The sequence below is a fragment of the Candidatus Bipolaricaulota bacterium genome, from assembly GCA_021159055.1.
Lineage (GTDB): Bacteria > Bipolaricaulota > Bipolaricaulia > UBA7950 > UBA9294 > S016-54.
Map to the genome: position 1 here is coordinate 1 of JAGGSO010000108.1, position 21,248 is coordinate 21,248.

At 60.7% G+C, this 21,248-nt stretch carries 16 protein-coding genes; 14 read left to right on the forward strand and 2 right to left on the reverse strand.

What is annotated here, in order from left to right:
- The 3 genes from J7J55_05655 to rlmN all read left to right on the forward strand — a co-directional run.
- On the forward strand, positions 1–3,205 hold a 3,205-nt coding region (locus tag J7J55_05655), incomplete at its 5' end, for a tandem-95 repeat protein (GenBank protein ID MCD6142184.1).
- A gap of 63 nt (positions 3,206–3,268) precedes the next feature.
- Positions 3,269–5,278: an NAD-dependent DNA ligase LigA gene (gene ligA / locus J7J55_05660; GenBank protein MCD6142185.1), complete on the forward strand. Its 2,010-nt coding sequence runs from the start codon at positions 3,269–3,271 to the stop codon at positions 5,276–5,278.
- The gene (rlmN, locus tag J7J55_05665) at positions 5,271–6,314 is read left to right on the forward strand and encodes a 23S rRNA (adenine(2503)-C(2))-methyltransferase RlmN (protein ID MCD6142186.1); all 1,044 of its coding nucleotides are present in this window, start codon (positions 5,271–5,273) and stop codon (positions 6,312–6,314) included. Before ligA ends, rlmN begins: the two co-directional genes overlap by 8 nt.
- Here the strand turns inward: rlmN and J7J55_05670 are convergent.
- Together J7J55_05670 and J7J55_05675 are read right to left on the reverse strand one after the other, a co-directional pair.
- Positions 6,300–7,178: a sigma-70 family RNA polymerase sigma factor gene (locus tag J7J55_05670; protein MCD6142187.1), complete on the reverse strand. Its 879-nt coding sequence runs from the start codon at positions 7,176–7,178 to the stop codon at positions 6,300–6,302. The two genes, rlmN and J7J55_05670, sit on opposite strands and share 15 nt — an antisense overlap.
- 36 nt (positions 7,179–7,214) lie before the next feature.
- The gene (locus J7J55_05675) at positions 7,215–8,477 is read right to left on the reverse strand and encodes a tRNA pseudouridine(54/55) synthase Pus10 (GenBank protein ID MCD6142188.1); all 1,263 of its coding nucleotides are present in this window, start codon (positions 8,475–8,477) and stop codon (positions 7,215–7,217) included.
- Between the two features lie 130 nt (positions 8,478–8,607).
- On the opposite strand from J7J55_05675, the gene J7J55_05680 reads away from it, so the two are divergent.
- From J7J55_05680 to iolG, 11 genes are all read left to right on the forward strand, one after another.
- On the forward strand, positions 8,608–10,494 hold the full coding sequence (locus J7J55_05680) for a GNAT family N-acetyltransferase (GenBank protein MCD6142189.1): 1,887 nt from the start codon (positions 8,608–8,610) through the stop codon (positions 10,492–10,494).
- 8 nt (positions 10,495–10,502) lie between these two features.
- Complete coding sequence (locus tag J7J55_05685) at positions 10,503–12,626, forward strand: acetate--CoA ligase family protein (protein ID MCD6142190.1); 2,124 nt, start codon at positions 10,503–10,505, stop codon at positions 12,624–12,626.
- Position 12,627: 1 nt separating this feature from the next.
- Positions 12,628–13,671 carry an AAA family ATPase gene (locus J7J55_05690; GenBank protein MCD6142191.1) on the forward strand — a complete coding sequence of 348 codons (1,044 nt, stop codon included), beginning with the start codon at positions 12,628–12,630 and terminating at the stop codon, positions 13,669–13,671.
- 10 nt (positions 13,672–13,681) lie between these two features.
- Positions 13,682–14,428: a Mut7-C ubiquitin/RNAse domain-containing protein gene (locus J7J55_05695; GenBank protein ID MCD6142192.1), complete on the forward strand. Its 747-nt coding sequence runs from the start codon at positions 13,682–13,684 to the stop codon at positions 14,426–14,428.
- Positions 14,429–14,765: 337 nt separating this feature from the next.
- Positions 14,766–15,056 carry a hypothetical protein gene (locus tag J7J55_05700; protein MCD6142193.1) on the forward strand — a complete coding sequence of 97 codons (291 nt, stop codon included), beginning with the start codon at positions 14,766–14,768 and terminating at the stop codon, positions 15,054–15,056.
- Positions 15,049–15,489, forward strand: a complete 441-nt coding sequence (locus J7J55_05705; protein ID MCD6142194.1) for a type II toxin-antitoxin system VapC family toxin — start codon at positions 15,049–15,051, stop codon at positions 15,487–15,489. The genes J7J55_05700 and J7J55_05705 overlap by 8 nt, the downstream gene beginning before the upstream one ends.
- A gap of 500 nt (positions 15,490–15,989) precedes the next feature.
- Positions 15,990–16,967, forward strand: coding sequence for a sugar ABC transporter substrate-binding protein (locus J7J55_05710; GenBank protein MCD6142195.1), 978 nt, complete (start codon positions 15,990–15,992; stop codon positions 16,965–16,967).
- Between the two features lie 92 nt (positions 16,968–17,059).
- The gene (locus J7J55_05715) at positions 17,060–18,055 is read left to right on the forward strand and encodes an ABC transporter permease (protein MCD6142196.1); all 996 of its coding nucleotides are present in this window, start codon (positions 17,060–17,062) and stop codon (positions 18,053–18,055) included.
- A gap of 9 nt (positions 18,056–18,064) precedes the next feature.
- Positions 18,065–18,829 carry a sugar ABC transporter ATP-binding protein gene (locus J7J55_05720; GenBank protein ID MCD6142197.1) on the forward strand — a complete coding sequence of 255 codons (765 nt, stop codon included), beginning with the start codon at positions 18,065–18,067 and terminating at the stop codon, positions 18,827–18,829.
- A 22-nt stretch (positions 18,830–18,851) separates the two neighbouring features.
- Entirely contained in the window at positions 18,852–20,192 is a 1,341-nt protein-coding gene (locus tag J7J55_05725) for a hypothetical protein (GenBank protein MCD6142198.1), read from the forward strand.
- Positions 20,193–20,218: 26 nt separating this feature from the next.
- Entirely contained in the window at positions 20,219–21,241 is a 1,023-nt protein-coding gene (gene iolG / locus J7J55_05730) for an inositol 2-dehydrogenase (protein MCD6142199.1), read from the forward strand.
- Positions 21,242–21,248 lie beyond the last annotated feature (7 nt).

Consider the following 21,248-nt stretch of genomic DNA (forward strand, 5'->3'; position numbering starts at 1 on the left):
GACGTTCACGGTGAGCCTGTCCAACCCGAGCGCGTCGGCGGTCACGGTGGACTACGCCACCTCTGATGGTACGGCGGTGGCGGGGGCAGACTACACGGCTGGGTCGGGGACGGTGACCTTCCCGGCCGGGTCCACGTCGCAGACGGTGACGGTGGACACGATCGAGGACCTGATCGATGAGCCGAACGAGACGTTCAACGTGGATCTTTCCAACCCGAGTGGGGCGACGATTGCCGATCTGCAGGGAGTGGGGACGATTCTCGATGACGATGGTGCGCCGCAGATAACGATCGACGATGTGACGGTGACTGAGGGAGTGGATGCCAATGCGGTGTTCACCATCAGCCTGACGAACCCGAGCGCGAGCGACGTGACGGTGGACTACGCAACGGCGGACGGGACGGCCCTGCAGCCGGGGGACTACACGGCGGCCAGCGGCACGGCGACGATTCCGGCGGGGAGCCTCACGACTACAGTGAGTGTACCGATCGTGGACGATGCGGTAAGCGAACCGACGGAGGAGTTCTACGTGAACCTGTCTGGGGCGACCAACGCCACCATCGGTGATTCTCAAGGGGTGGGGACGATCCTGGACGACGATGGGACCCCCTCGATCGCGATTGACGACGTAACCGTGACGGAAGGGGACAGCGCGACGTTCACACTGACGCTGTCGAACCCGAGTGCGACGCCGATCACGGTGGACTACGCCACCTCTGATGGTACGGCGGTGGCGGGGGCAGACTACACGGCTGGGTCGGGGACGGTGACCTTCCCGGCCGGGTCCACGTCGCAGACGGTGACGGTGGACACGATCGAGGACCTGATCGATGAGCCGAACGAGACGTTCAACGTGGATCTTTCCAACCCGAGTGGGGCGACGATTGCCGATCTGCAGGGAGTGGGGACGATTCTCGATGACGATGGTGCGCCGCAGATAACGATCGACGATGTGACGGTGACTGAGGGAGTGGATGCCAATGCGGTGTTCACCATCAGCCTGACGAACCCGAGCGCGAGCGACGTGACGGTGGACTACGCAACGGCGGACGGGACGGCCCTGCAGCCGGGGGACTACACGGCGGCCAGCGGCACGGCGACGATTCCGGCGGGGAGCCTCACGACTACAGTGAGTGTACCGATCGTGGACGATGCGGTAAGCGAACCGACGGAGGAGTTCTACGTGAACCTGTCTGGGGCGACCAACGCCACCATCGGTGATTCTCAAGGGGTGGGGACGATCCTGGACGACGAGGCAAACAATCCGCCGGTGGCCGTAGATGATAACACGGTTACTGATGAGGATACTCCAGTGACAATCCCCGTACTCGAGAACGATTCCGATCCGGACGGGGACACTATTACCGTGACTGACACTTCCGTTCCAACGCATGGCGCAACTGTAGTGAATCTGGATGGAACGATTACTTACACACCTGATCCCGATTACTGTGGTCAGGACTCATTCACGTACGCGATCTCCGACGGGAACGGAGGGAGCGACAGAGCCGCTGTGACGATCACGGTGAACTGCGTAAACGATCCTCCGGTTGCACAGGACGATACTGCAACAACCAGCTCCGACACCGCGGTTACCATAGCGGTATTGGCCAACGATGCCGATCCGGATGGCACGCTTGACCCGACGACGGTGTCCATCAACACACCGCCGAGCGATGGTTCGGTGATCGTCAACGCCGACGGTACGATCACCTATCACCCGGATCCCGGCTTCAGCGGTGTGGACACCTTTACCTACACTGTGGACGACAACGAGGGCTTGACATCCAACATTGCGACGGTAAGCGTAACCGTCGTCAGCGCCGGTGCCGATCTTGCCGTTGTTAAAACCGCGGACAACACCGCCCCCAACGAAGGGGATACGGTGAACTTCACCATCACGGTGACCAACAACGGTCCGGATGATGCGAGCGGCGTGACGGTGACCGACCTCCTGCCGGTAGGGCTTACTTACTTCTCGGACACCGGGGCAGGTGCGTATGATCCCGCGACCGGTATCTGGACGGTCGGAGCGCTCGCTGCCGGTGCAAACGCCACTCTGACGATCACCGCTACGGTGAATGCGGGCACCGGTGGGTCGACCATCACCAATACCGCTTCGGCGACCGGCGACCAGCCCGATCCAGACACGACGAACAATGCTAGCAGCGTCGATGTCACCGTGGCTGAGGTGGCCGGAGGAGGAGGTGGCGCAACCCAGGAGTGCGAAGGTAAGGTGATCATCAATGAGGTCGCATGGGCCGGTACGGCGGCCAGTCCGGAGGACGAGTGGATCGAACTGCGCAACCTGGGCACGGTCCCCGTCGACCTGACCGGCTGGACCCTGCGCTGGCGGAAGAAGAATCCGGTGACGCCGGAGGATTACCGGTGGAAGACGCTCGAACTCTCAGGGATCATTCCTCCGTCCTCGACCTCGGCGTGCGAGCTGGCAGCGGAATCGATGCCGCTCGTCAAGCTGATCAAGCGGCCGGATGATAACATCTCATGGTTGGTGGTCAGTGAGAGAAAGGAAGACGCGGAAGGGTTCTTCCTCCTCGAGCGGCGAAGCGACAAGACGGTGAGTGACCGTTCTGCCAGCTTAGTCTACGACACTGCACCTCCGTACCCGCTTGAACTGGACGATGACGGCGATGTAATCGAGCTCGTGAACGCCCAGGGGGAAATTGTGGACACAGCGAACGCTTTTCCCAAGCCGAATACCGGCTGGCCGGCCGGTGACGCGACCATCCACGCCTCCATGGAGCGGATCGACCCACTCAAGCCGGATAGCCCAGACAACTGGACCACCAACATGGGGATAATCACGTCCGGGCATGACGCGCAAGGGAAGCCCCTCGTGGCCACAGCAGAATTCATCAACTCGGCAGTGCTCAATGAACTGGCGGTTGAGTCCGCGGTGACGCCGGTCAAGACCCGCCCAGGTGCGCGCCTGGAGGTTGGGATCGATCTTCCCAAAGAGGCGCGAAAGACGGGCTGGCCGTGGATTCGGGTGACCCGCCCCGGTGTTACGGAGGCGGCGGGTGGAGGCGGAGGGGTCATCCCTTACTCGTTCTCCGGCCGCTACTCGCATGATATCTACTGGCTCGGGATCGACACCTCGAACCTCCCGCCTGGTGAGTACAACTTCTGGATCGTGTACGGCGAGGGCAAAGTAGTCCTCGTCCCGATCGAAGTGCTTCCCTAGCAGAGGCGGTCCCAAGCGCTTTCAGGGTTGACAAACCCGGCGCTTGGGGCCACTCTTTTCAGTATGACCAAGGACGTACGTGCCGAGATCGAGGAGCTGCGGGAGAAGATCCGCTACCACAATTATCTGTACTACGTGCTCGACCGGCCGGAGATAACCGACGCCGAGTACGATGCTCTGTTCCGCCGGCTGCAGGAGCTCGAGGCACAGCACCCCGAGCTCATCACCCCTGACTCGCCCACCCAGCGGGTCGGCGCACCGCCGGCGGAGGGGTTTGCCACCGTGACGCACGCGGTCCCGATGCGCAGCCTGGCGAACGCGTTCAGTGCCGATGAGCTGCGCGAGTTCGACCAGCGGGTGCGCAAGATCCTCGGGGTCGACACCGTCACCTACGTCGCCGAGCCGAAGCTCGACGGCCTGTCGGTGGAGCTCGTCTACCGTGACGGTCTGTTCGTGCAGGGTTCGACCCGAGGGGACGGAGTGACCGGTGAGGACGTTACCGCCAATCTGCGCACGATTCGGAGCGTCCCGCTTCGCCTTCGTCCGCTCGACGGCCGCGTTCCGCCGCTCCTCGAGGTGCGAGGCGAGGTGTACATCGACAAGGCCGACTTCGTCCGCCTCAACCGTGCCCGGGAGGAACAGGGGCTCCCGCTGTTCGCCAATCCGCGCAACCTCGCTGCCGGCTCGCTGCGCCAGCTCGACCCCAAGGTCACCGCGTCCCGGCCGCTGAAGATCTTCTGCTACGACATCGGGCGGGTCGAAGGGATCGAGATCCGCACCCAGGAGGAGCTTCTGCAGACCCTGCCCAAGCTCGGGATCAGGACGAATCCGCTCTACCAGGTGTGCCACGGCATCGAGGAAGCGATCGAGTTCTACGAGCGGATGCGGGAGATGCGGGAGGAGCTCCCGTACGAGGCCGACGGGATAGTGGTGAAGGTGAACGACTTCGCCTCCCGCCCGGTCCTGGGGGAGCTCGCCCGGAGCCCGCGGTGGGCAATCGCTGGCAAGTTCCCGGCCGAGCAGGGGATAACCAAGGTGAAGGACATCATCGTCCAGGTCGGACGCACCGGCGTCCTCACCCCGGTAGCGATCCTCGAGCCGGTGCGGGTGCGTGGGGTGGAGATCTCCCGCGCCACCCTGCACAACGAGGACGAGGTCAAGCGCAAGGACGTGCGCATTGGCGACACCGTAATCGTGCAGCGGGCCGGGGATGTGATCCCCGAGGTCGTCCGTCCGCTTCCCGAGCGGCGCACCGGGACCGAGCGCGAGTTCCGGATGCCCGATCGCTGCCCGGTCTGCGGGAGCAAGGTCGTGCGTGTCCCGGGCGAGGTAGCGCACCGCTGTCCGAACATCTCCTGCCCAGCACGGATCAAGGAGTCGATCCTCCACTTCGTGTCCAAGGGCGGGTTCGACATCGACGGGATCGGGACCAAGCTCGTGGATCAATTGGTCGACAAGGGGATCGTGCGCAAGGTGAGCGACATCTTCCACTTGGATAAGGAGACCCTCGCCGGGCTCGAGCGGATGGGGGATAAATCAGCGGAGAACCTCATCGCCGCGATCGAGCGGAGCAAATCGATCACGCTGCCCAAGTTCCTGTTCGCCCTGGGGATCCCCGAGGTAGGGGAGCGCACCGCCGAGATCCTCGCCGAGCGCTTCGGGAGTCTGGACCGCCTTATGGAGGCATCAGAAGAAGAACTCCTCGAGGTTCCGGACATCGGCCCGGCGACGGCGAAGGCGATCGTCGATTTCTTCGGAAACCCGGAGAACAGGCGGCTGATCGAGGAGCTGCGGCGGGCCGGAGTGCGGATCACTGCAGGCGAAAAAGCGAGATCGGACGCCCTTGCCGGGAAGAGGTTCGTGTTCACCGGAACGCTTTCCACGATGACCCGCGCCGAGGCAGGCGAGCGGGTGAAGCGGCTCGGAGCGACGGTATCCTCGTCGGTGTCGCGGAACACCGACTACGTGGTGGTGGGAGAAAACCCGGGCTCCAAGGCCGATCGCGCCCGCGCCCTCGGGGTGCGGATGCTGAACGAAGACGAGTTCCTGGAACTTCTGTCTGAATATGAGTGAGCGCACGATCCTCGATCTTACGCGGGAGGAACTGATCGAGTTCCTTCGCACCCACGGCGAGCCGCGGTTCCGTGCTGATCAGATCTGGCACGGGATCTACCGCGAGCTCGCGCCGTCCTACGCGGCGATCACCACTCTGCCGAAGCGCCTGCGGGCGCTGCTGAAAGAAGCCCTTCCGTTACCCGTTCTTGCTCCAATTGACGTTCAGGAGAGCGCCGACGGCCAGACGCGCAAGGTCCTGTTCCGCCTGCACGACGGGGAGACGGTCGAGGCGGTGCTGATGCTGTACGCCCGACGGCGCACGGTCTGTCTGTCGACCCAGGTGGGGTGTGCGGTCGGCTGCGCGTTCTGCGCCACCGGGAAGGCGGGATTCGTGCGTGATCTCACCGCGGGCGAGATCGCAGCCCAGGCGCTTCACTTCGCGCGCGAGCTCGACGCCCGGGGTGAGCGGCTCACGAACATCGTGTACATGGGGATGGGAGAGCCGTTTCTGAACTACGATGCGGTCATGCGCTCGATCCGGATCCTGAACGACTCCGAGGGGTTCTCGCTCGGGGCGCGGCGGTTCACCGTCTCCACCGTGGGGATCGTCCCCGGGATCGAGCGGTTCACCGACGAAGGACTGCAGGTGAACCTGGCGATCTCGCTTCATGCGGCTACAGACGAGTTGCGGAACCGGCTCGTCCCGATGAACCGCCGCTACCCGGTCAAGGAGATCATGCGCGCCTGCCGTGCCTACGTGGCGCGGACGAACCGGCGGGTGACGTTCGAGATCGCGCTGATCGACGGGGTGAACGACGCACCCGACCACGCCGAGGCCGTGGTGCGACTGCTGTCCGGGCTGATCGCCCACGTGAACCTGATCCCGCTCAACCCGGTCCCTGGCATCCCGCTCCGTCCGAGCCCGCGCGATCGGGTGGAGAAGTTCGCGGAGATCCTGCGAAATGCGGGGGTTCCGACCACGGTCAGGCTCGGAAGGGGGATAGAGATTCAGGCCGGGTGCGGCCAGCTGCGGGCCCGGTCACTCGTTCAGTAGGCCGCGGTAGAAGTCGAGCGCCCGGTGCCCCCAGTTCTCGGTGATCCTGTTCAACCCTTGATTGACGAGCTGGCGCACCCGCTCGCGGCTGATGTTCATGATCCGCCCCACCTCGGCGAGGGAATAGGGGTATCCGTCCTCGATCCCGTAGCGCAGCCGGATGGCGAACGCCTCCCGTGCCGGGATGTGGGACAGGACCTCCTCCAGCTCGTCGCGGAACAGGAGCCGTAGTGCCTCCCGCTCCGGGGAGAGCGCGGTCTCGTCGGCGATCAGGTCCTCCAATGTCTCGTCTCCTTCGGCCGCTCCCGCCGCCTGGTCGAGCGACAGGATCTCGTTCACCTGCGATTCGATCTGGCGCAGGCGATCGGCCGAGATTCCGAGCGCCTCGGTGATCTCCCCCTCTTCGAAGTGGCCGTCACGGGCCAGCGCCCGCATCTGCTCGAGCCGGCGTACTGCGCGGAACAAGTAGTCCGGGATGCGGATCATCCGCGAGTAATCAGTGATCGCTGCCAAGATGGCACGGCGGATCCACCACGAGGCGTAGGTGGAGAGGCGATATCCCTTCTCCACGTCGAACCGGTCGACCGCCTCGATCAGCCCGACGTTCCCCTCCTGGATCAGGTCGATGAGGGGAAGACCGGCCTCGACGTACTCCTGGGCGATCTTCACCACCAGGCGCAGGTTGGAGGTGATCAGCCGCTCCCGGGCACCCGGGGTGCCGGCGGCCATCGCCCGGGCGGTCGCCTGCTCCTCCTCCGGGGAGAGGAGCGGGAACCGCGCGATCTCCCGGAAGTAGATCTTGAGGATATCGACCGTGTCGGTCGTGCCCTGCGTCTCGTTCGTCTCTTCCACCGTCTCTGCCATCTCGTTCACCGCGGTAGACTTTACGAAACTTCTACCTCAACCTTCAAGGGAATCCGGGAACGCGGGCGAATCGACGGAGAGGACATCGAGCGCGGAGACGCGAGCGGGAACGCCGATCACTTCCGAAAGGTTCGGGTGCGTGCGCCCGTCATCGCCGGAGATGAGCTCCTTCACGTACAGCCCGCCCTCGGTGCGCAGGGTGATCTCGGCCTCGGTCGGGGAGAGGAGGCGGGCAGTGGCGGAGATGAGCCGTCGCTGTCGCACCAGGTTGGCACGGCGGTGGGAGACGCGGGTCGGGGTGCGCTGGGCGATCGGGCCGATCATCCCAGCAAGGGCTTCCTGCAGCTGCTCTTCGGTCACCTCGCCTGCGAATGCGACCACAGCGCGGTAGGTCTTCTCCGCGTGCGTCTCCTTGAGGAGCGCAACCGTGGCCTTGTCGGTGACCCTGGTTCCAAAGATCTCGACCTTCCCGGCCGCGGTCTGGTTCACCTGCTCGGTCAGGGCCGGTATGTCCAGGCCCCGCCGCTTGGGGGAGATCAGCTCGAGGACGAACGGCCGGCCGGTCCCGAGCATGCGCGCGTCGATGTCCTCGCGCCCCGCGCCGTGCAGGTGCGCCCCCTTCGCCTCCGCCGCGGCGATGAACGGCCCGGCGATGAGCTCCTCGACTGACTCGGGGTACTGCTTCCCCGTGTAGTTGCACGCCGGACATCCCTTTCCGCCGCACTTGCGACACGGCCAGTGGGTCTGAGGAATCCCCCGCACCAGCTTGCGATAGCGCCCGTAGACGTAGAGCGATGCCACATGCATTCGGAGGGAATCGGTTGCAAGATCGACGGTGAACGAGATATCGGGGTGATGAAAATCCACCGTCCCCCGGCCGGCGATCCGCTCGAACTCCTTTCCCACCGCCCGGTTGAACGAATGCTTCAGCGGCTCGTAGGCATCGCTCGGAAACCGGTCCTGAAAGAAGCGCTCCATCTCGGCGAGCCGCGGCGTCAGCTTCACCCCGAACAGATACGTAGAAAACTCATATTCGGAGGCGGCGGAAGCGGCCCTCTTCGCCCAGTCCTCGACTCGGTCGAACAGCCCGCCGCACACCCAACAAGTACCGGGCTTCCCCTCGGTTCCGAGCATGGCGAGCACGGTGCGCAGAGCCTGCCCGCGGGCGCGGTTCGTCAGCCCGTGGCCGCGGCGCGCGAACGCGCGGCCGAGGCACTCATCGCAGATCGGACCTGCTCGTACGATCCTCTTCGCCAACTCCAGCATATCCTGCGCTTCCATGCCCAGATGTTCGCACATCAAGTTGCGGCATTCCAGGCGGCCTTGCCGGAGGAGGGGATCCGCGCGGTTGTTTTCCTGTAACGTTTGATGGAGAATTGGAGAGCACGTTAATCGGCATTGAAGTTTGGCGCACGGGGAGAGAACAAGGTTGACTGAGGAGACAGCGGTACATATACAGGAGTGGAAGGAGCGTTTTCCGGAGAAGTTCGTCACCCCGGAGCAGGCGTTCTCCCACATCCATCGGGGGGACCGGATCTTCGTCGGGACCGGGTGCGGAAAGCCGCAGTTTCTGGTCGAGGAGATGGTCCGCTACGTAAGAAAGCACCCGAAGGCGTTCTTCGACGCTGAGGTCCTCCACGTCTGGACCCTCGGGGTCGCCCCGTACATGCAAGAGGAGTTCAAGCGGAACTTCCGCCACAACGCGTTCTTCATCTCCGGAAATACGCGCGATGAGGTGAATCAGGGGCTCGCCGACTACACCGCGATCTTCCTCTCCCAGGTCCCGGATCTGTTCTATCGCCGCGTTGTCCCGATCGACGTCGCCCTTGTCCAGGTCTCGCCTCCCGACCGCTACGGCTACATGAGCCTTGGGATCAGCGTCGACATCGGTCGGGCCGCGGTCGACACCGCTGGGTGCGTCATCTGCCAGGTGAATTCACACATGCCGCGGGTGCACGGGGACAGCTTCGTCCACATAGACGATGTCGACTGCATCATTCCGCACGACGAGCCGCTCCTCGAGTACGAATCCGAGGTCCCGGACGAGATTGCCCATCGGATCGGAAAGTACGTTGCCCGGCTGGTGGAGGACGGCTCGACGATCCAGGTCGGCTACGGGAGGATCCCGAATGCCGTCCTCGCCAACCTGAGCGAGAAGGAGCATCTCGGGGTGCACACAGAGCTTCTGAGCGACGGGATCGTCGAGCTGATGAAGCGCGGGGTGATCGACAACTCCCGCAAGTCTCTCGATCGAAACAAGACGGTCGCCTCGTTCTCCATGGGACACCGCGAGACCTACGAATATCTCGCCGATAACCCGGCGGTCGAGTTCCGGCCGGTCCAATACACGAACGACCCGAAGATCATCGCCCAGCAGAAGCGGATGACCGCGATCAACACCGCTCTTTCCATCGACCTCACCGGCCAGGCGACGGCCGAGTCGATCGGGAGGATCTTCTACTCCGGGATCGGCGGACAGGCCGACTTCATGCGCGGGGCGGTCCTCGCTCCAAAAGGAAAATCGATCCTCGTCCTTGAATCGACGGCGAAGGGGGGCGAGGTCTCCCGGATCGTCCCCCTCCTCGCCGAGGGGACCGGGGTGACCCTCACCCGCGGGGACGTCCACTATGTCGTCACCGAGTACGGGATCGCCTACCTCCACGGAAAGAACGTGCGCGAGCGGGCGATGGAGCTGATCGGGATCGCCCATCCCAAGTTCCGGCCGTGGCTTCTGCGCGAGGCGAAGAAGCTGAACCTGATCTACAAGGATCAGGCGTACGTCCCGGGCGAGCGGGGCCAGTATCCGGAGGAGCTTGAGACCTACCGGACGACGAAGGCCGGGCTCGAGATCACCCTCCGGCCGGTGAAGCTGAGCGACGAGCCGCTCTTAAAGGACTTCTTCTACTCCCTCTCCGACCAGTCGATCTACAAACGGTTCATCTCCACCCGGACCGATATGCCGCACGAACGGCTGCAGGAGTTCGTCGTGATCGACTACACGCGCGAGATGGTGATTCTCGCCGTGATCGGCGAACCCGGTCAGGAGAAGGTGATCGGGGTCGGACAGTACGGGATCGACGAGACGACCCACACCGCTGAGGTGGCGCTCGTGGTGCGCGATGACTATCAGAACAAGGGCGTAGGGACGGAGCTCCTCAACTATCTGACCTACCTTGCCAAGCGCCAGGGGCTTCTTGGGTTCACCGCTGAGGTCCTGGTCGGAAATCAACCGATGCTGCACCTGTTCGAGAAGGCCGGATTCAAGATCGAGAAGCGGCGCGAGGCGGGTGTGTACGAGCTTAGGATGCTGTTTTAGGTGAGAAGATGAACGAAAAAACCGATATCAAGTACCTATTCGAGCCGCGCGGGGTCGCGGTGATCGGTGCGTCGGAGAATCCGGAAAAGATCGGGTACCGGATCGTCGAGAACATCGTTAACTCCGGCTACCCGGGCGGGATCTACCCGATCAACCCCAAAGGCGGGGAGGTCCTCGGACACAGGATCTACCGCGATCTCTCCGAGGTCGAAGGAGAGGTCGACTTGGCGGTGATCGCGATCCCGGCCAAGTTCGTCCTCGATGCGGTGAAGGAGTGCGGTGAGAACGGGGTGAAGCACCTCGTGATCATCACCTCCGGGTTCTCCGAGGTCGGAAAACGGGCCGAGGAGCGGGCCCTGGTCGAGACAGCGCGCAAGTATGGAATGCGGATCCTCGGGCCGAACATCTTCGGGATCTACTCAGCGAAGGCGTCGCTCGACGCCACGTTCGGGCCGGGTGGGATCCTCCCCGGCCACGTGGCGATCATCACCCAGAGCGGGGCGCTCGGAATCGCGATGATCGGGAAGACCGCGGCCGAGTCGCTCGGCCTCTCCACCCTCGTCTCGGTCGGGAATAAGTCGGACATCGACGAGTCCGACCTCCTCGAGTACCTCGCCGACGATGAGAACACGACAGTCATCCTCCTCTACATCGAGGGGGTGAAGGGCGGAGAGCGGCTCCTCTCGATCCTCCGGCGGATCACGCGGGCCAAGCATGTGATCGTGATCAAGTCCGGCCGATCGAAGCGCGGGGCGGCGGCGGCCGCATCGCACACCGGATCGCTCGCCGGGGCGGACGAGGTCTTCGACGCTGTCATGCGGCAGGTCGGGGTCCTGCGGGCAGAGAGCGTACAGGAGGCATTCGACTGGGCGAGGTTCCTCGCCGACTCTCCTCTACCGAAGCGCAAGGACGCGGTGATCATCACCAACGGAGGCGGGATCGGCGTCCTTGCCACCGACGCATGTGAGAAGTACGGGGTCTCCCTGTACGACGATCAAGAGGCGCTGAAGAAGGCGTTCTCATCGGTGATGCCCGAGTTCGGCTCGACCAAGAACCCGGTCGATCTGACCGGTCAGGCGACAGCAGAGGATTACGAGAAGGCGATGGACCTTGCATTGAAGAACGATCAGATCGGTTCGGCGATATCCCTCTACTGCGAGACCGCCCTGTTCGACACCGAGGCGTTCTCGCAGCTCCTCTCCGAAACGTACGCGCGCTACCGGAAGGAGAAGCCGATCGTCTTCTCCCTGTTCGGCGGGGAGCGGATCGAGCGGGCGATCACGAAGCTGCGAAAGAGCGGGATCCCGGTCTTCCCCGACGTGTACGAGGCCGTATCCTGCCTTGGGGCCCTCTACCGCTCCTGGGAGTACGCCCGGAGCCCGGAGGAGACGATCGAGGAGGTCAAGATCGACTATTCCACGATCGAGGGGGCCCTCGCTGCCGCCCGCGCCGCCGGAAGGACGTTCCTCCTCGCCCATGAAGCGGAGCAGGTCGCAGCGGCTCTCGGGATCCCGACCCCGCAGGCGATCGTCGCGCCCGACCTCGATGCCGCGGTCGCGGCGGCCGAGCGGATCGGCTATCCGGTGGTGATGAAGGTCGTCTCCAAGGACATCATCCACAAGAGCGACGCCGGCGGGGTCGCCCTCGACCTCGAAAACCAAGACGAGGTGATCGACGCCTACCAGGCGATCATGCGAAGCTGCCGCGCCTACAACCCGAAGGCGGTGATTCAGGGGGTGGAGGTGGCGGAGATGGTGAGGCCCGGAGTGGAGACGATCATCGGCGCGCGCCAGGATCCCTCGTTCGGCCCGGTCGTGATGTTCGGCCTCGGCGGGATCTACGTCGAGGTGATGAAGGACGTCTCATTCCGTGCCGCTCCTTTAGGAAAACGGACAGCTCATTCGATGATCGGGGAGATCCGCTCCTACCCTCTCCTCCTCGGGGTGCGGGGGGAGAAGCGGAAGGACATCGACGCGATCGCCGACGTTGCGGTCAGGCTCGGCGCGCTCGTGCACCGGATGAGGGATATAACCGACATCGAGATCAACCCACTCGTCGTCTACGACCACGGGGAAGGGGTAAAAGCGGTCGACGTGAGAATTCTGCTGAAGGGAAGCCCAGGGGGTGAGTGACATGAACTCATACATCATCGCATCGACGCGGAAGGACGCGGGGAAGACGAGCCTGCTCGTTGGGATCGCCCGCGCGACGGGGAAGAAATTCGGCTACTTGAAGCCGCTCGGGGATCGGTTCCTCTACCGGAAGAAGAGGCTGTGGGACTACGACGCCGCACTTCTTGTTAAACTGTTCGGTCTGGACGAGGAGCCGGAGGCGGTATCGATCGGGTTTGATCACTCCAAGCTCCGCTATATGTACGACCAGGACTCGATCACCGCCAAGCTGAACGAGCTGATCGAGATGGTCGGGAAGGACAAGGACGCCCTGTACATCGAATGCGGAAAAGGACTTGCGTTCGGGGCATCGGTCTACCTCGACCCGCTCACCATCTCCAAGGCGACCGGACTGAAGGTCGTGATCGTCGCCGGGGGGGAGGAGGACGAGATCGCCGACGACCTCGCGTTCCTCAAGCGGTTTATCAGCGCCGAGGAGGCGCACGTCGGCGGGGTGATCATCAACAAGGTGAAGAAGCCGGATGACTTCAAGGAGACTCATCTTGAAGAAATCGAACAGCTCGGGATCCCGGTGTTCGGGATCGTTCCCTACGAGCCGGAGCTTACGACCCTGTCGGTCAGCACGGTGGCGGATAAGCTGTTCGCGCGGGTGATCGCTGGTGAAGGCGGCCTTAACCGTACGATTCGCAACGTCCTCGTCGGCGCGATGTCAGTCGGATCGGTACTGGCGAACCCGTTGTTCAACAAGCCGGACAAGCTGATCATCACCCCGGGCGATCGGAGCGACATGATCCTCGCTGCCCTCGACGCGGGCGGGACCTCCTGCATCCTGCTGACGAACAACATCGTTCCGCCGGCGAACGTGATCACCCGCGCCACCGAGCAGGGAGTTCCGATCCTCCTCGTCCCGCACGACACCTACACGACGGCGATGCAGGTCGATCGGATCGAACCGCTCCTCACCCCGGAGGATACGGACAAGGTCGCGCTCCTCACCCGGCTTGTCATCGACAACATCGATCTGAACGCCCTGGGAGCACTGTGAGGGGAGCGCCGTGCATGCGGCGATCTTCCGGTTTTACGCGGAGCTGAATGATTTTCTCCCCCCTGGGCTCCGGCGGCGCGCGATCATCTATCGCTTCTACGGCTCCCCGGCGGTGAAGGACGCGATCGAGGCTCTCGGGATCCCGCATGTCGAGGTCGACCTCATCCTGGCAAACGGTCGCTCTGTCGGATTTGACTACCGGTTGCAACCAGGGGATCGGATCGCAGTCTACCCGGTCTTCGAGTCACTTGACATCACCCCGCTCGTCCGCCTGCAAGACCGGCCGCTGCGCGATCCCCGGTTTATCGCGGATGTCCATTTAGGGAAGCTCGTTCGACTCCTTCGTCTCCTCGGGTTCGATACAGTGCAGTTCGGCAGAGGGAAGGATGCCGCCCTTGTAGAGGCGGCTCTGTCGGACCATAGGATCATCCTCACCCGCGATCGGGATCTGCTGAAGCGGGGTCAGGTTACGCACGGGTACTGGGTCAGGTCGACCGACTCGGTTGAACAGGCGCGAGAGGTGGTGAACCGGTTCGACCTTCGCACACAGGTGCGGCTGTTCACCCGTTGTCCCAGATGCAACGGCCTCCTCACTTCGGTGGAGAAGGGATACGTTCTTGACCGCATCCCGCCCAAGACCGCGACTTGGTTGGATGAGTACTTCATCTGTCAGGACTGCGGCAAGCTCTACTGGCGCGGCACTCACTATCCGCGGCTCAGGGAAACGATCGCGCGGATACTTCATCCCCCTTGCTGAAGCAGCAGGTTACGGGAATACCAAGGTGTATTTTCTAACCCATCTTCTACAATTGCAGCCGCCTTTTAAATGGCGTTACAGAACCTGGGCTGAGGTCTTGGCACCATGAATGCCCGTATTTTTCGCACACTCCCTCGAGTGGCGTCCGAGATCTGGCCTGAGGGCCTCTCAGCGCCTTGCGCGCACTAAGTCCATGCGCTTTGCTCTTACCATCGGTAAGGAAAACCGGCATCATCCCCCACCAATGTCGTCCTACCTTCCCTACTGACTATTGGAATATCCAGCATTGTCGAGTAATATTATTGCTTGATGAAAAAGCTGGTAGTGCTTAGGGGTGATGAAGATAGCGGTCCGCACTAAGTCAAAGGAGAAGAAAGGGCATCCCCGCACGAAGCGGGTGCAAACAGTCCTCGCCATAGAACAATATGAGCTTCTGTTACAGGCCGCCAAGCAGGCAGGAGAGACGGTAAGCGCTCTTGTCCGTAAAGCCATTGAGACCGGGCCGCTTGCGCAGGAGCTCCAGCGAAAGCGTGAGCGCGCGTTTGAGGAGCTTCTCTCCCTTGATGCCCCGGTGAGCGACTGGGAACAGATGGAAAAAGAGATCGCCGAGGGAGCTGGACGTGAGTGATCTCTTTCTGGACGTGAATATCCCTATGTATGCTGGTGGCAAGCCACATCGATACAAGGACGCCTGCGTCTGGGTGATGCGCGAGATAGTGGAAGGGCGGCTTAAGGTTGTCACCGATACGGAAGCTATTCAAGAGGTTCTCTATCGCTATGGAGCGATCGGCCATTTGGACACCGGTGTGACAATGGCTAATGCTCTCTTGGAGCTTGTGCCCGTGATTCATCCCGTTGATGTAGAAGATATGCGGCTTGCTACCGAACTCTTTCGAAGATATAGGCCGAAGGGTGTTACTCCTCGAGACGCCATTCACGCGGCGGTGATGATGAATAGAGGGGTAAAGGAGATAATTTCAACGGATTCTCATTTTGACTTGATTGAGGGGATCACCCGTCTCGATCCAGAATCCCTCTTCCGGAAGAAGGGGGAGAATTAGCCAAGTTTAGCCTGGGCTCAGAGGCTAGAAGTCATATAAAAGATCTTCACTGGATACCCCACAGCGAGCTACGGGAAGGAACGGAGATTCGCCGCCGGCGAATCGGTTCAGGGTTTGTCCGGATTACATGAACTCTGTGACGGATAACGTCGGGGACAAGCCCCGACTCCACGGAAAATCGCGGCTTTCGTCCTGTCACACCCTGTGTGCAATGTTGTCTTCCTATACCCATGTGACGGTGTCGCTAGCCGGGTTAGTACCCCCCAGGTACGGGTTACCTTTTTCTTCCTTCCCGATTAGGTAACCCAAATCTTGAGGAATTCACCCTGGCTTCGGTAACTTTTTCAATGAGGCACTTCGAGGGCTTGACTCGGTTTTGGAAAATTTCTATACTAGTGATGCTGATCCGCAAACGTTTTCGAAAGGAGGTGATAGGCTAAGAATAGACCAAGCTTCGAAACCACAGAGACGTTCCGTACCAAAACAAAAAGGAGGGTTATATGAGAATCAACCTAGGCAAGTTGGTGGCGGTGTTGGTACTAGCAGGGATGTTGGTCGCGGGCGTAGCAGCATTTGCTGCGGAGAAGACTTATACTATCTATGTTGTGGTTCACGGCGGTATCGCCGATCCGTTCTGGAAGGTATGTGAAAAAGGAGCCAAGGACGCAGGAGCACTTTACCCTGATCTAAAGGTCATATATACGGGCCCGGCCGCGTTCAATCTGGAAGAGTTCATGGCGGATATCAATGCAGCGATAGCAAGTAAGCCCGATGCGCTTGTCTGCACCCTCACCGCGCCCGAGGCGATGGACGAGGTTCTCCGCCCCGCGATTGCTGGAGGGCTCCCGGTGGTGGCGATCAACGCCCCGGACCTTCGACCTGTTGATCAGCGGATTCCGGTCCTTACCTACGTCGGTGAGGACTCTTACTTCATCGGGGTCACGGCGGCCACCGAGACCCTGAAGCGGTTCACTCCGAAGCGCGCCATCTACCTGAACCACCATCCGGGAGCGCGCAACATCGAGGAGCGAGGAGCCGGCTACGTTGACACAATGAAGGCCCATGGCGTGACAGCAGAACAAGTTAACATCACCGAGGACCCGATCAAGGGAGCGGAGATCGTAGCCGCCTATGTCAAAGCGCATCCCGACACGGATGCGATCTTCTGCGGAAACACTCAGCGAACTGAGACCGTTATCCCACGCCTGGAAGCGGAGGGACTCACCGTTGGGAAGGATATCAAGATCGCCCAGATGGATATATCACCGAAAATCCTCGATTACATTAAAGAGGGAAAGGTGATGTTCACCATGGACCAGCAGCAGTATCTCCAGGGGTATTTGGGTGTGTTGTTCGCTTATCTCCACGTGAAGTTCGGGTTCACTCCACCCCCTGCTCCGGTCTCTACTGGTCCGGCCGTCATCACAGCTGAAGACATACCGCAGCTGATGGAGTTGGTCGAGGAACAATACCGTTAATCAGGTGAGCAACGCTCGAGGCTGAGACGCTAGTGTATGAGCGGTACTCCTGCGTAAAGCAGGAGTACCGCTCGATTCCTTAAGGAGTGAAAATGGCAAATGAAGAGAACGCACGTGATAGGGATCAAGGATCGTTAGCGGCACGAATCACAACTCGCTTGCGGCGAAACCCGGCTGTGGGTGTTATCGGAGCTTTTCTTGTTCTGTTCGTCATATTTTCTTCTTTGAATTCCAGCTTCTTAAGCGTCAAAAACTTAACTGGCATCTTTACGATCGTCTCTGAATTAGGGATCGTAACCATCGGCATCGCGTTCGTGATGATCACCGGCGAGTTCGATCTATCAGTGAGCAGTGTATACGCACTTTCCGGTTTTCTTTTTGTTACCCTCGCTAACCAGATTAACTCCCTACTCGCTCTGTTTGTCACATTGGCGATCGCCGTCGCCATCGGGTTCATAAACGGGCTCATAACTGTTCGGGTCCGCCTTCCCTCGTTTATAACCACCCTGGGTATGCAGATGTTCATCCGGGGGATCCTTCTTGCCGTAACCGGGGGCGCGTCTGTAAGTTACCACGGTGATCGGATCGTCCCCGCTATGTTTACTAACATCGTAGGGCAGGGATTCCGTCCGTCGCACTTATGGTTTATCGTGATAACAGTCGTATTCTCCCTCATCCTCACGCGCACCAGGTACGGGAACTGGGTATACGCCACTGGAGGAGACCGGGAAGTGGCAAGAGCAATGGGGGTCCACGTTGATCGCGTAAAGATCCAGAACTTCATGATTTCGGCTGTGTTGGCCGCCTTGTCTGGCTGTATCGTCCTCACTCGGTTTAAGATCGCAAACGCGGCGTTTGGAGTCGGGATGGAGCTGGAAGCGATAGCTGCCGCTGTTATCGGTGGGACGTTTCTCACCGGCGGGTACGGAACGATTATCGGCGCATTCTTCGGTGCACTCATTATGGGGATGATGCGGACCGGGCTTATCATGTCTGGAGCCCCGGCCTATTGGTACCAAGCGTTTGTCGGAGCGATCCTGGTCATTGCGGCGACCATCAATCTCAAACTGCATCGGATCGAAATGTAGGGAGGGGACATGCCAGAACAACCTATAGTGAAGATGGTGAATATCAGCAAGAGATTCGGGGCGGTTCAGGCCCTGGACCGGGTCAGCTTAGATGTTAACGAAGGAGAAGTCCTCGGGCTCTTGGGGGATAACGGGGCGGGTAAGTCCACGCTAATCAAGATCCTCGCCGGCATATTTCCGCCGACCGAGGGCGAGATCTACTTTGAAGGAAAGCCAGTCCGGCTTTCCTCGCCTAAGGAAGCGAGGGAACTGGGGATAGAGACCGTGCATCAGAAGCTCTCGTTAGTGGACATCATGACCATCTCCCGCAACTTCTTCCTCGGACGGGAACCGGTGAAGAAGATCGGACCTTTTTCGTTCCTCGATAAGCGCAAGATGGATGAGGAATGTCGCAAGGTGGTCACTCAAGTGGGGGTGCGGGTGCGGGATCCGAACGAATACGTGTCAATCCTCTCTGGCGGGGAAAGGCAAGCGATCTCGATCGGGAGGGCGATGTACTTTGGCGCGCGGATCCTCATTCTCGATGAGCCGATGACTGCTTTATCCGTGCGCGAACAGCGCACCGTCATCGAAGAGGTAAAAAACGCCAAGGCCGCTGGAGCCGCAATCATCTTTATCACCCACAACGTTTACCACGTCTATCCCGTCGCTGACCGGTTTGTAATCTTGGACAAAGGGAAAAAGATCGGCGAAGTGACGAAAGCGGAAGTGACCGCCGAGGAGCTGACGGAGATCGTGGCCGCCGGAAGCATGACGGGGAAACCAGAAGTATAGGTAGCTGAAGGGGGGTATTCACGTGAAAACGAAGATCGCGGCGATCTTCCTGGGAAAGCCAGAGAACGCGGCCGGTTGGCCGTACGCTCGTTTTGACTGTGCCGCCCGGGCAGAGGGCCTTCTCCGGCCGGTGAAGGCCGCCTTGCCAGAGATCGAATTCCGGGAGTTTGTTATTGATACATCGGAGAAGGCAGAAGCGGCTCACGCAGCCATCGTTCAAGAAGATCTGGATGGAATACTGATTTGGCCACTCGTCTCGTACCATCACTCCTTCTCGATGGAGCCGTTTGTAACTTCTGGCCGCCCCACCATCCTCGCAAATGACCTCTACGGCGGTGATCTCCTCTTCCTCGAGGGGTGGGATACGGCAAAGAGGGCGAACTCGCCCGTCATCCCTGTATCATCCTCGCGTGTAGATGATCTCATCAGGGCCGTGAGGCTGATCGAGGTGATCCGCTCCTTTAAGGGAGCGAAGGTTCTGGTGGTTCAGGAATCGAACCAGGCGGACGATCAGTCCCACTTCTGGCGAAGATCCTACGAGGACTATCTCACTGCAGCGAGGGAACGCCTGGGAATCGAGGTAGCTGCCGTCTCTCCGCAGGAACTCCTGGATCGCTACCGCATTGCTGATCCGAATCGTGCAGAAGAGATCGCGGCCAGCTGGGTGAAAAGTTCTCACGGCATTGGGGAAACGGACCGAACGGAGATTACGAACGCGGCCCGGCTCTACCTCGCTATGTCCGAGCTTCTGACCGAAGAAAAGGCGGATGGGATAACCATTGACTGTCTCGCTCTCTTTTATACCGGCACACTTCCCGCTTATCCCTGTCTTGGGTTCTTTCAACTGAACGACGAAGGGAGCCTCGGGGTGTGCGAAGCAGACCTAGAGGCCGCTATCACCCAACTCATCGGGCAGCGATTGACAGGACGCCCCGGGTTCATATCCGATCCGGTGATCGACACCGCAAGTTCGCAGATCATCTACGCCCACTGCGTGTCCCACAACTGCCCGTTAGGGAAGGGTGGTCCCTGTGTTCCGTACAAGATCCGCACCCATGCTGAGGATGGGAAGGGAGCATCGGTTCAGGTTTTTCTCCCCTCAGGATATCCCTTGACCACCGTCAAATTGAACGCCCTCGCCGGAAAACTGGCGATCCACTCCGCGGAAAGCGTGGGAAACGTGGAGGAAGAAAGGGCGTGTCGGACGAAGCTTGCCGCACACGCTTCAGTCGATCGCATCCTCAAAAACTGGGACTTCCAGACGTTCGGTTGGCATCGAATCACGTTCTACGGGGATTTTCGGAAGGACTTCTTGGACCTGGCTACCCTCCTCGGCATCGAGGCGGTGGAAGAGGATAAATAGAACTATTAATTACCGGAGGCTGTTAGATGAAAGGAATTCAAATCGGGATCATCGGTGCAGGCCGAATCGGGCGACTACACGCGGAGAACCTCACTTACAGGGTGAAGGGAGCCGAAGTGGCGGCAGTGGCTGACGTATTTCCAGATGCAGCGGCACGGTGCGCGGATGAGATTGGGATACCCCAAGCGACTGCTGATCCGATGGAGGTCATCAAAAACCCCGCAATCGACGCGGTCTTCATATGTTCGAGTACGGATACTCACGCGCCACTAATCGAGCAGGCGGCACAAGCAGGCAAACACATCTTCTGCGAAAAGCCGATCGCGCTCGATATTCCTGCTATCGATCATGCGCTAGAAACGGTCGAAAAGGCGGGAGTTATCCTGCAGGTCGGTTTCCAACGCCGGTTTGATCTGAACTTCCGTCGCGCCCGGGCATCAATAGGAGAGGGAAAGATTGGGAAACCTCATATTCTTCGCATTACAAGCCGCGATCCTGCTCCTCCGCCGATCGAGTACGTTAAGGTATCGGGCGGGATTTTCCTCGACATGATGATCCACGACTTCGACATGGCCCGTTACCTGATGGGCGACGAGATAGAGGAGGTGTATGCAACCGGCGCCGTCCTCGTCGATCCGAAGATCGGAGAGGCAGGCGATGTCGACACCGCTGCCGTTACCCTGAGATTCAAGAGCGGGGCGATCGGGGTTATCGACAACTCGAGGAAAGCCGTCTACGGCTACGACCAACGGGTGGAGGTGTTCGGGGAGAAAGGGATGGTCGTTGTTTCGAATCCTAAGCCGGATACCACGGTACTGAGCGATACCGCCGGCGACCACTCATCCCCTCTCTACCACTTCTTCCTCGACCGTTACGCCGATTCTTATATCGCTGAGGAGGAGGAGTTCATCGCTGCGGTCACCCAGAAGAAGGTTCCGCTGGTCACCGGGTTCGACGGTAAGGCAGCGGTGGTGATCGGCTATGCCGCAAAGAAGTCGCTTGCGGAAGGTCGGCCGGTCAAGCTGAGCGAGATCGACCCTGCGTTTTAGCACGCTG

Excerpts from the sequence above, each read along its gene's own strand:
- ligA (MCD6142185.1), top strand. The coding sequence starts at position 3,269 with ATGACCAAGGACGTACGTGCCGAGATCGAGGAGCTGCGGGAGAAGATC.
- rlmN (MCD6142186.1), top strand. The coding sequence starts at position 5,271 with ATGAGTGAGCGCACGATCCTCGATCTTACGCGGGAGGAACTGATCGAG.
- J7J55_05670 (MCD6142187.1), bottom strand. The coding sequence starts at position 7,178 with ATGGCAGAGACGGTGGAAGAGACGAACGAGACGCAGGGCACGACCGAC.
- J7J55_05675 (MCD6142188.1), bottom strand. The coding sequence starts at position 8,477 with ATGTGCGAACATCTGGGCATGGAAGCGCAGGATATGCTGGAGTTGGCG.
- J7J55_05685 (MCD6142190.1), top strand. The coding sequence starts at position 10,503 with ATGAACGAAAAAACCGATATCAAGTACCTATTCGAGCCGCGCGGGGTC.
- J7J55_05690 (MCD6142191.1), top strand. The coding sequence starts at position 12,628 with ATGAACTCATACATCATCGCATCGACGCGGAAGGACGCGGGGAAGACG.
- J7J55_05700 (MCD6142193.1), top strand. The coding sequence starts at position 14,766 with ATGAAGATAGCGGTCCGCACTAAGTCAAAGGAGAAGAAAGGGCATCCC.
- J7J55_05710 (MCD6142195.1), top strand. The coding sequence starts at position 15,990 with ATGAGAATCAACCTAGGCAAGTTGGTGGCGGTGTTGGTACTAGCAGGG.
- J7J55_05715 (MCD6142196.1), top strand. The coding sequence starts at position 17,060 with ATGGCAAATGAAGAGAACGCACGTGATAGGGATCAAGGATCGTTAGCG.
- J7J55_05720 (MCD6142197.1), top strand. The coding sequence starts at position 18,065 with ATGCCAGAACAACCTATAGTGAAGATGGTGAATATCAGCAAGAGATTC.
- iolG (MCD6142199.1), top strand. The coding sequence starts at position 20,219 with ATGAAAGGAATTCAAATCGGGATCATCGGTGCAGGCCGAATCGGGCGA.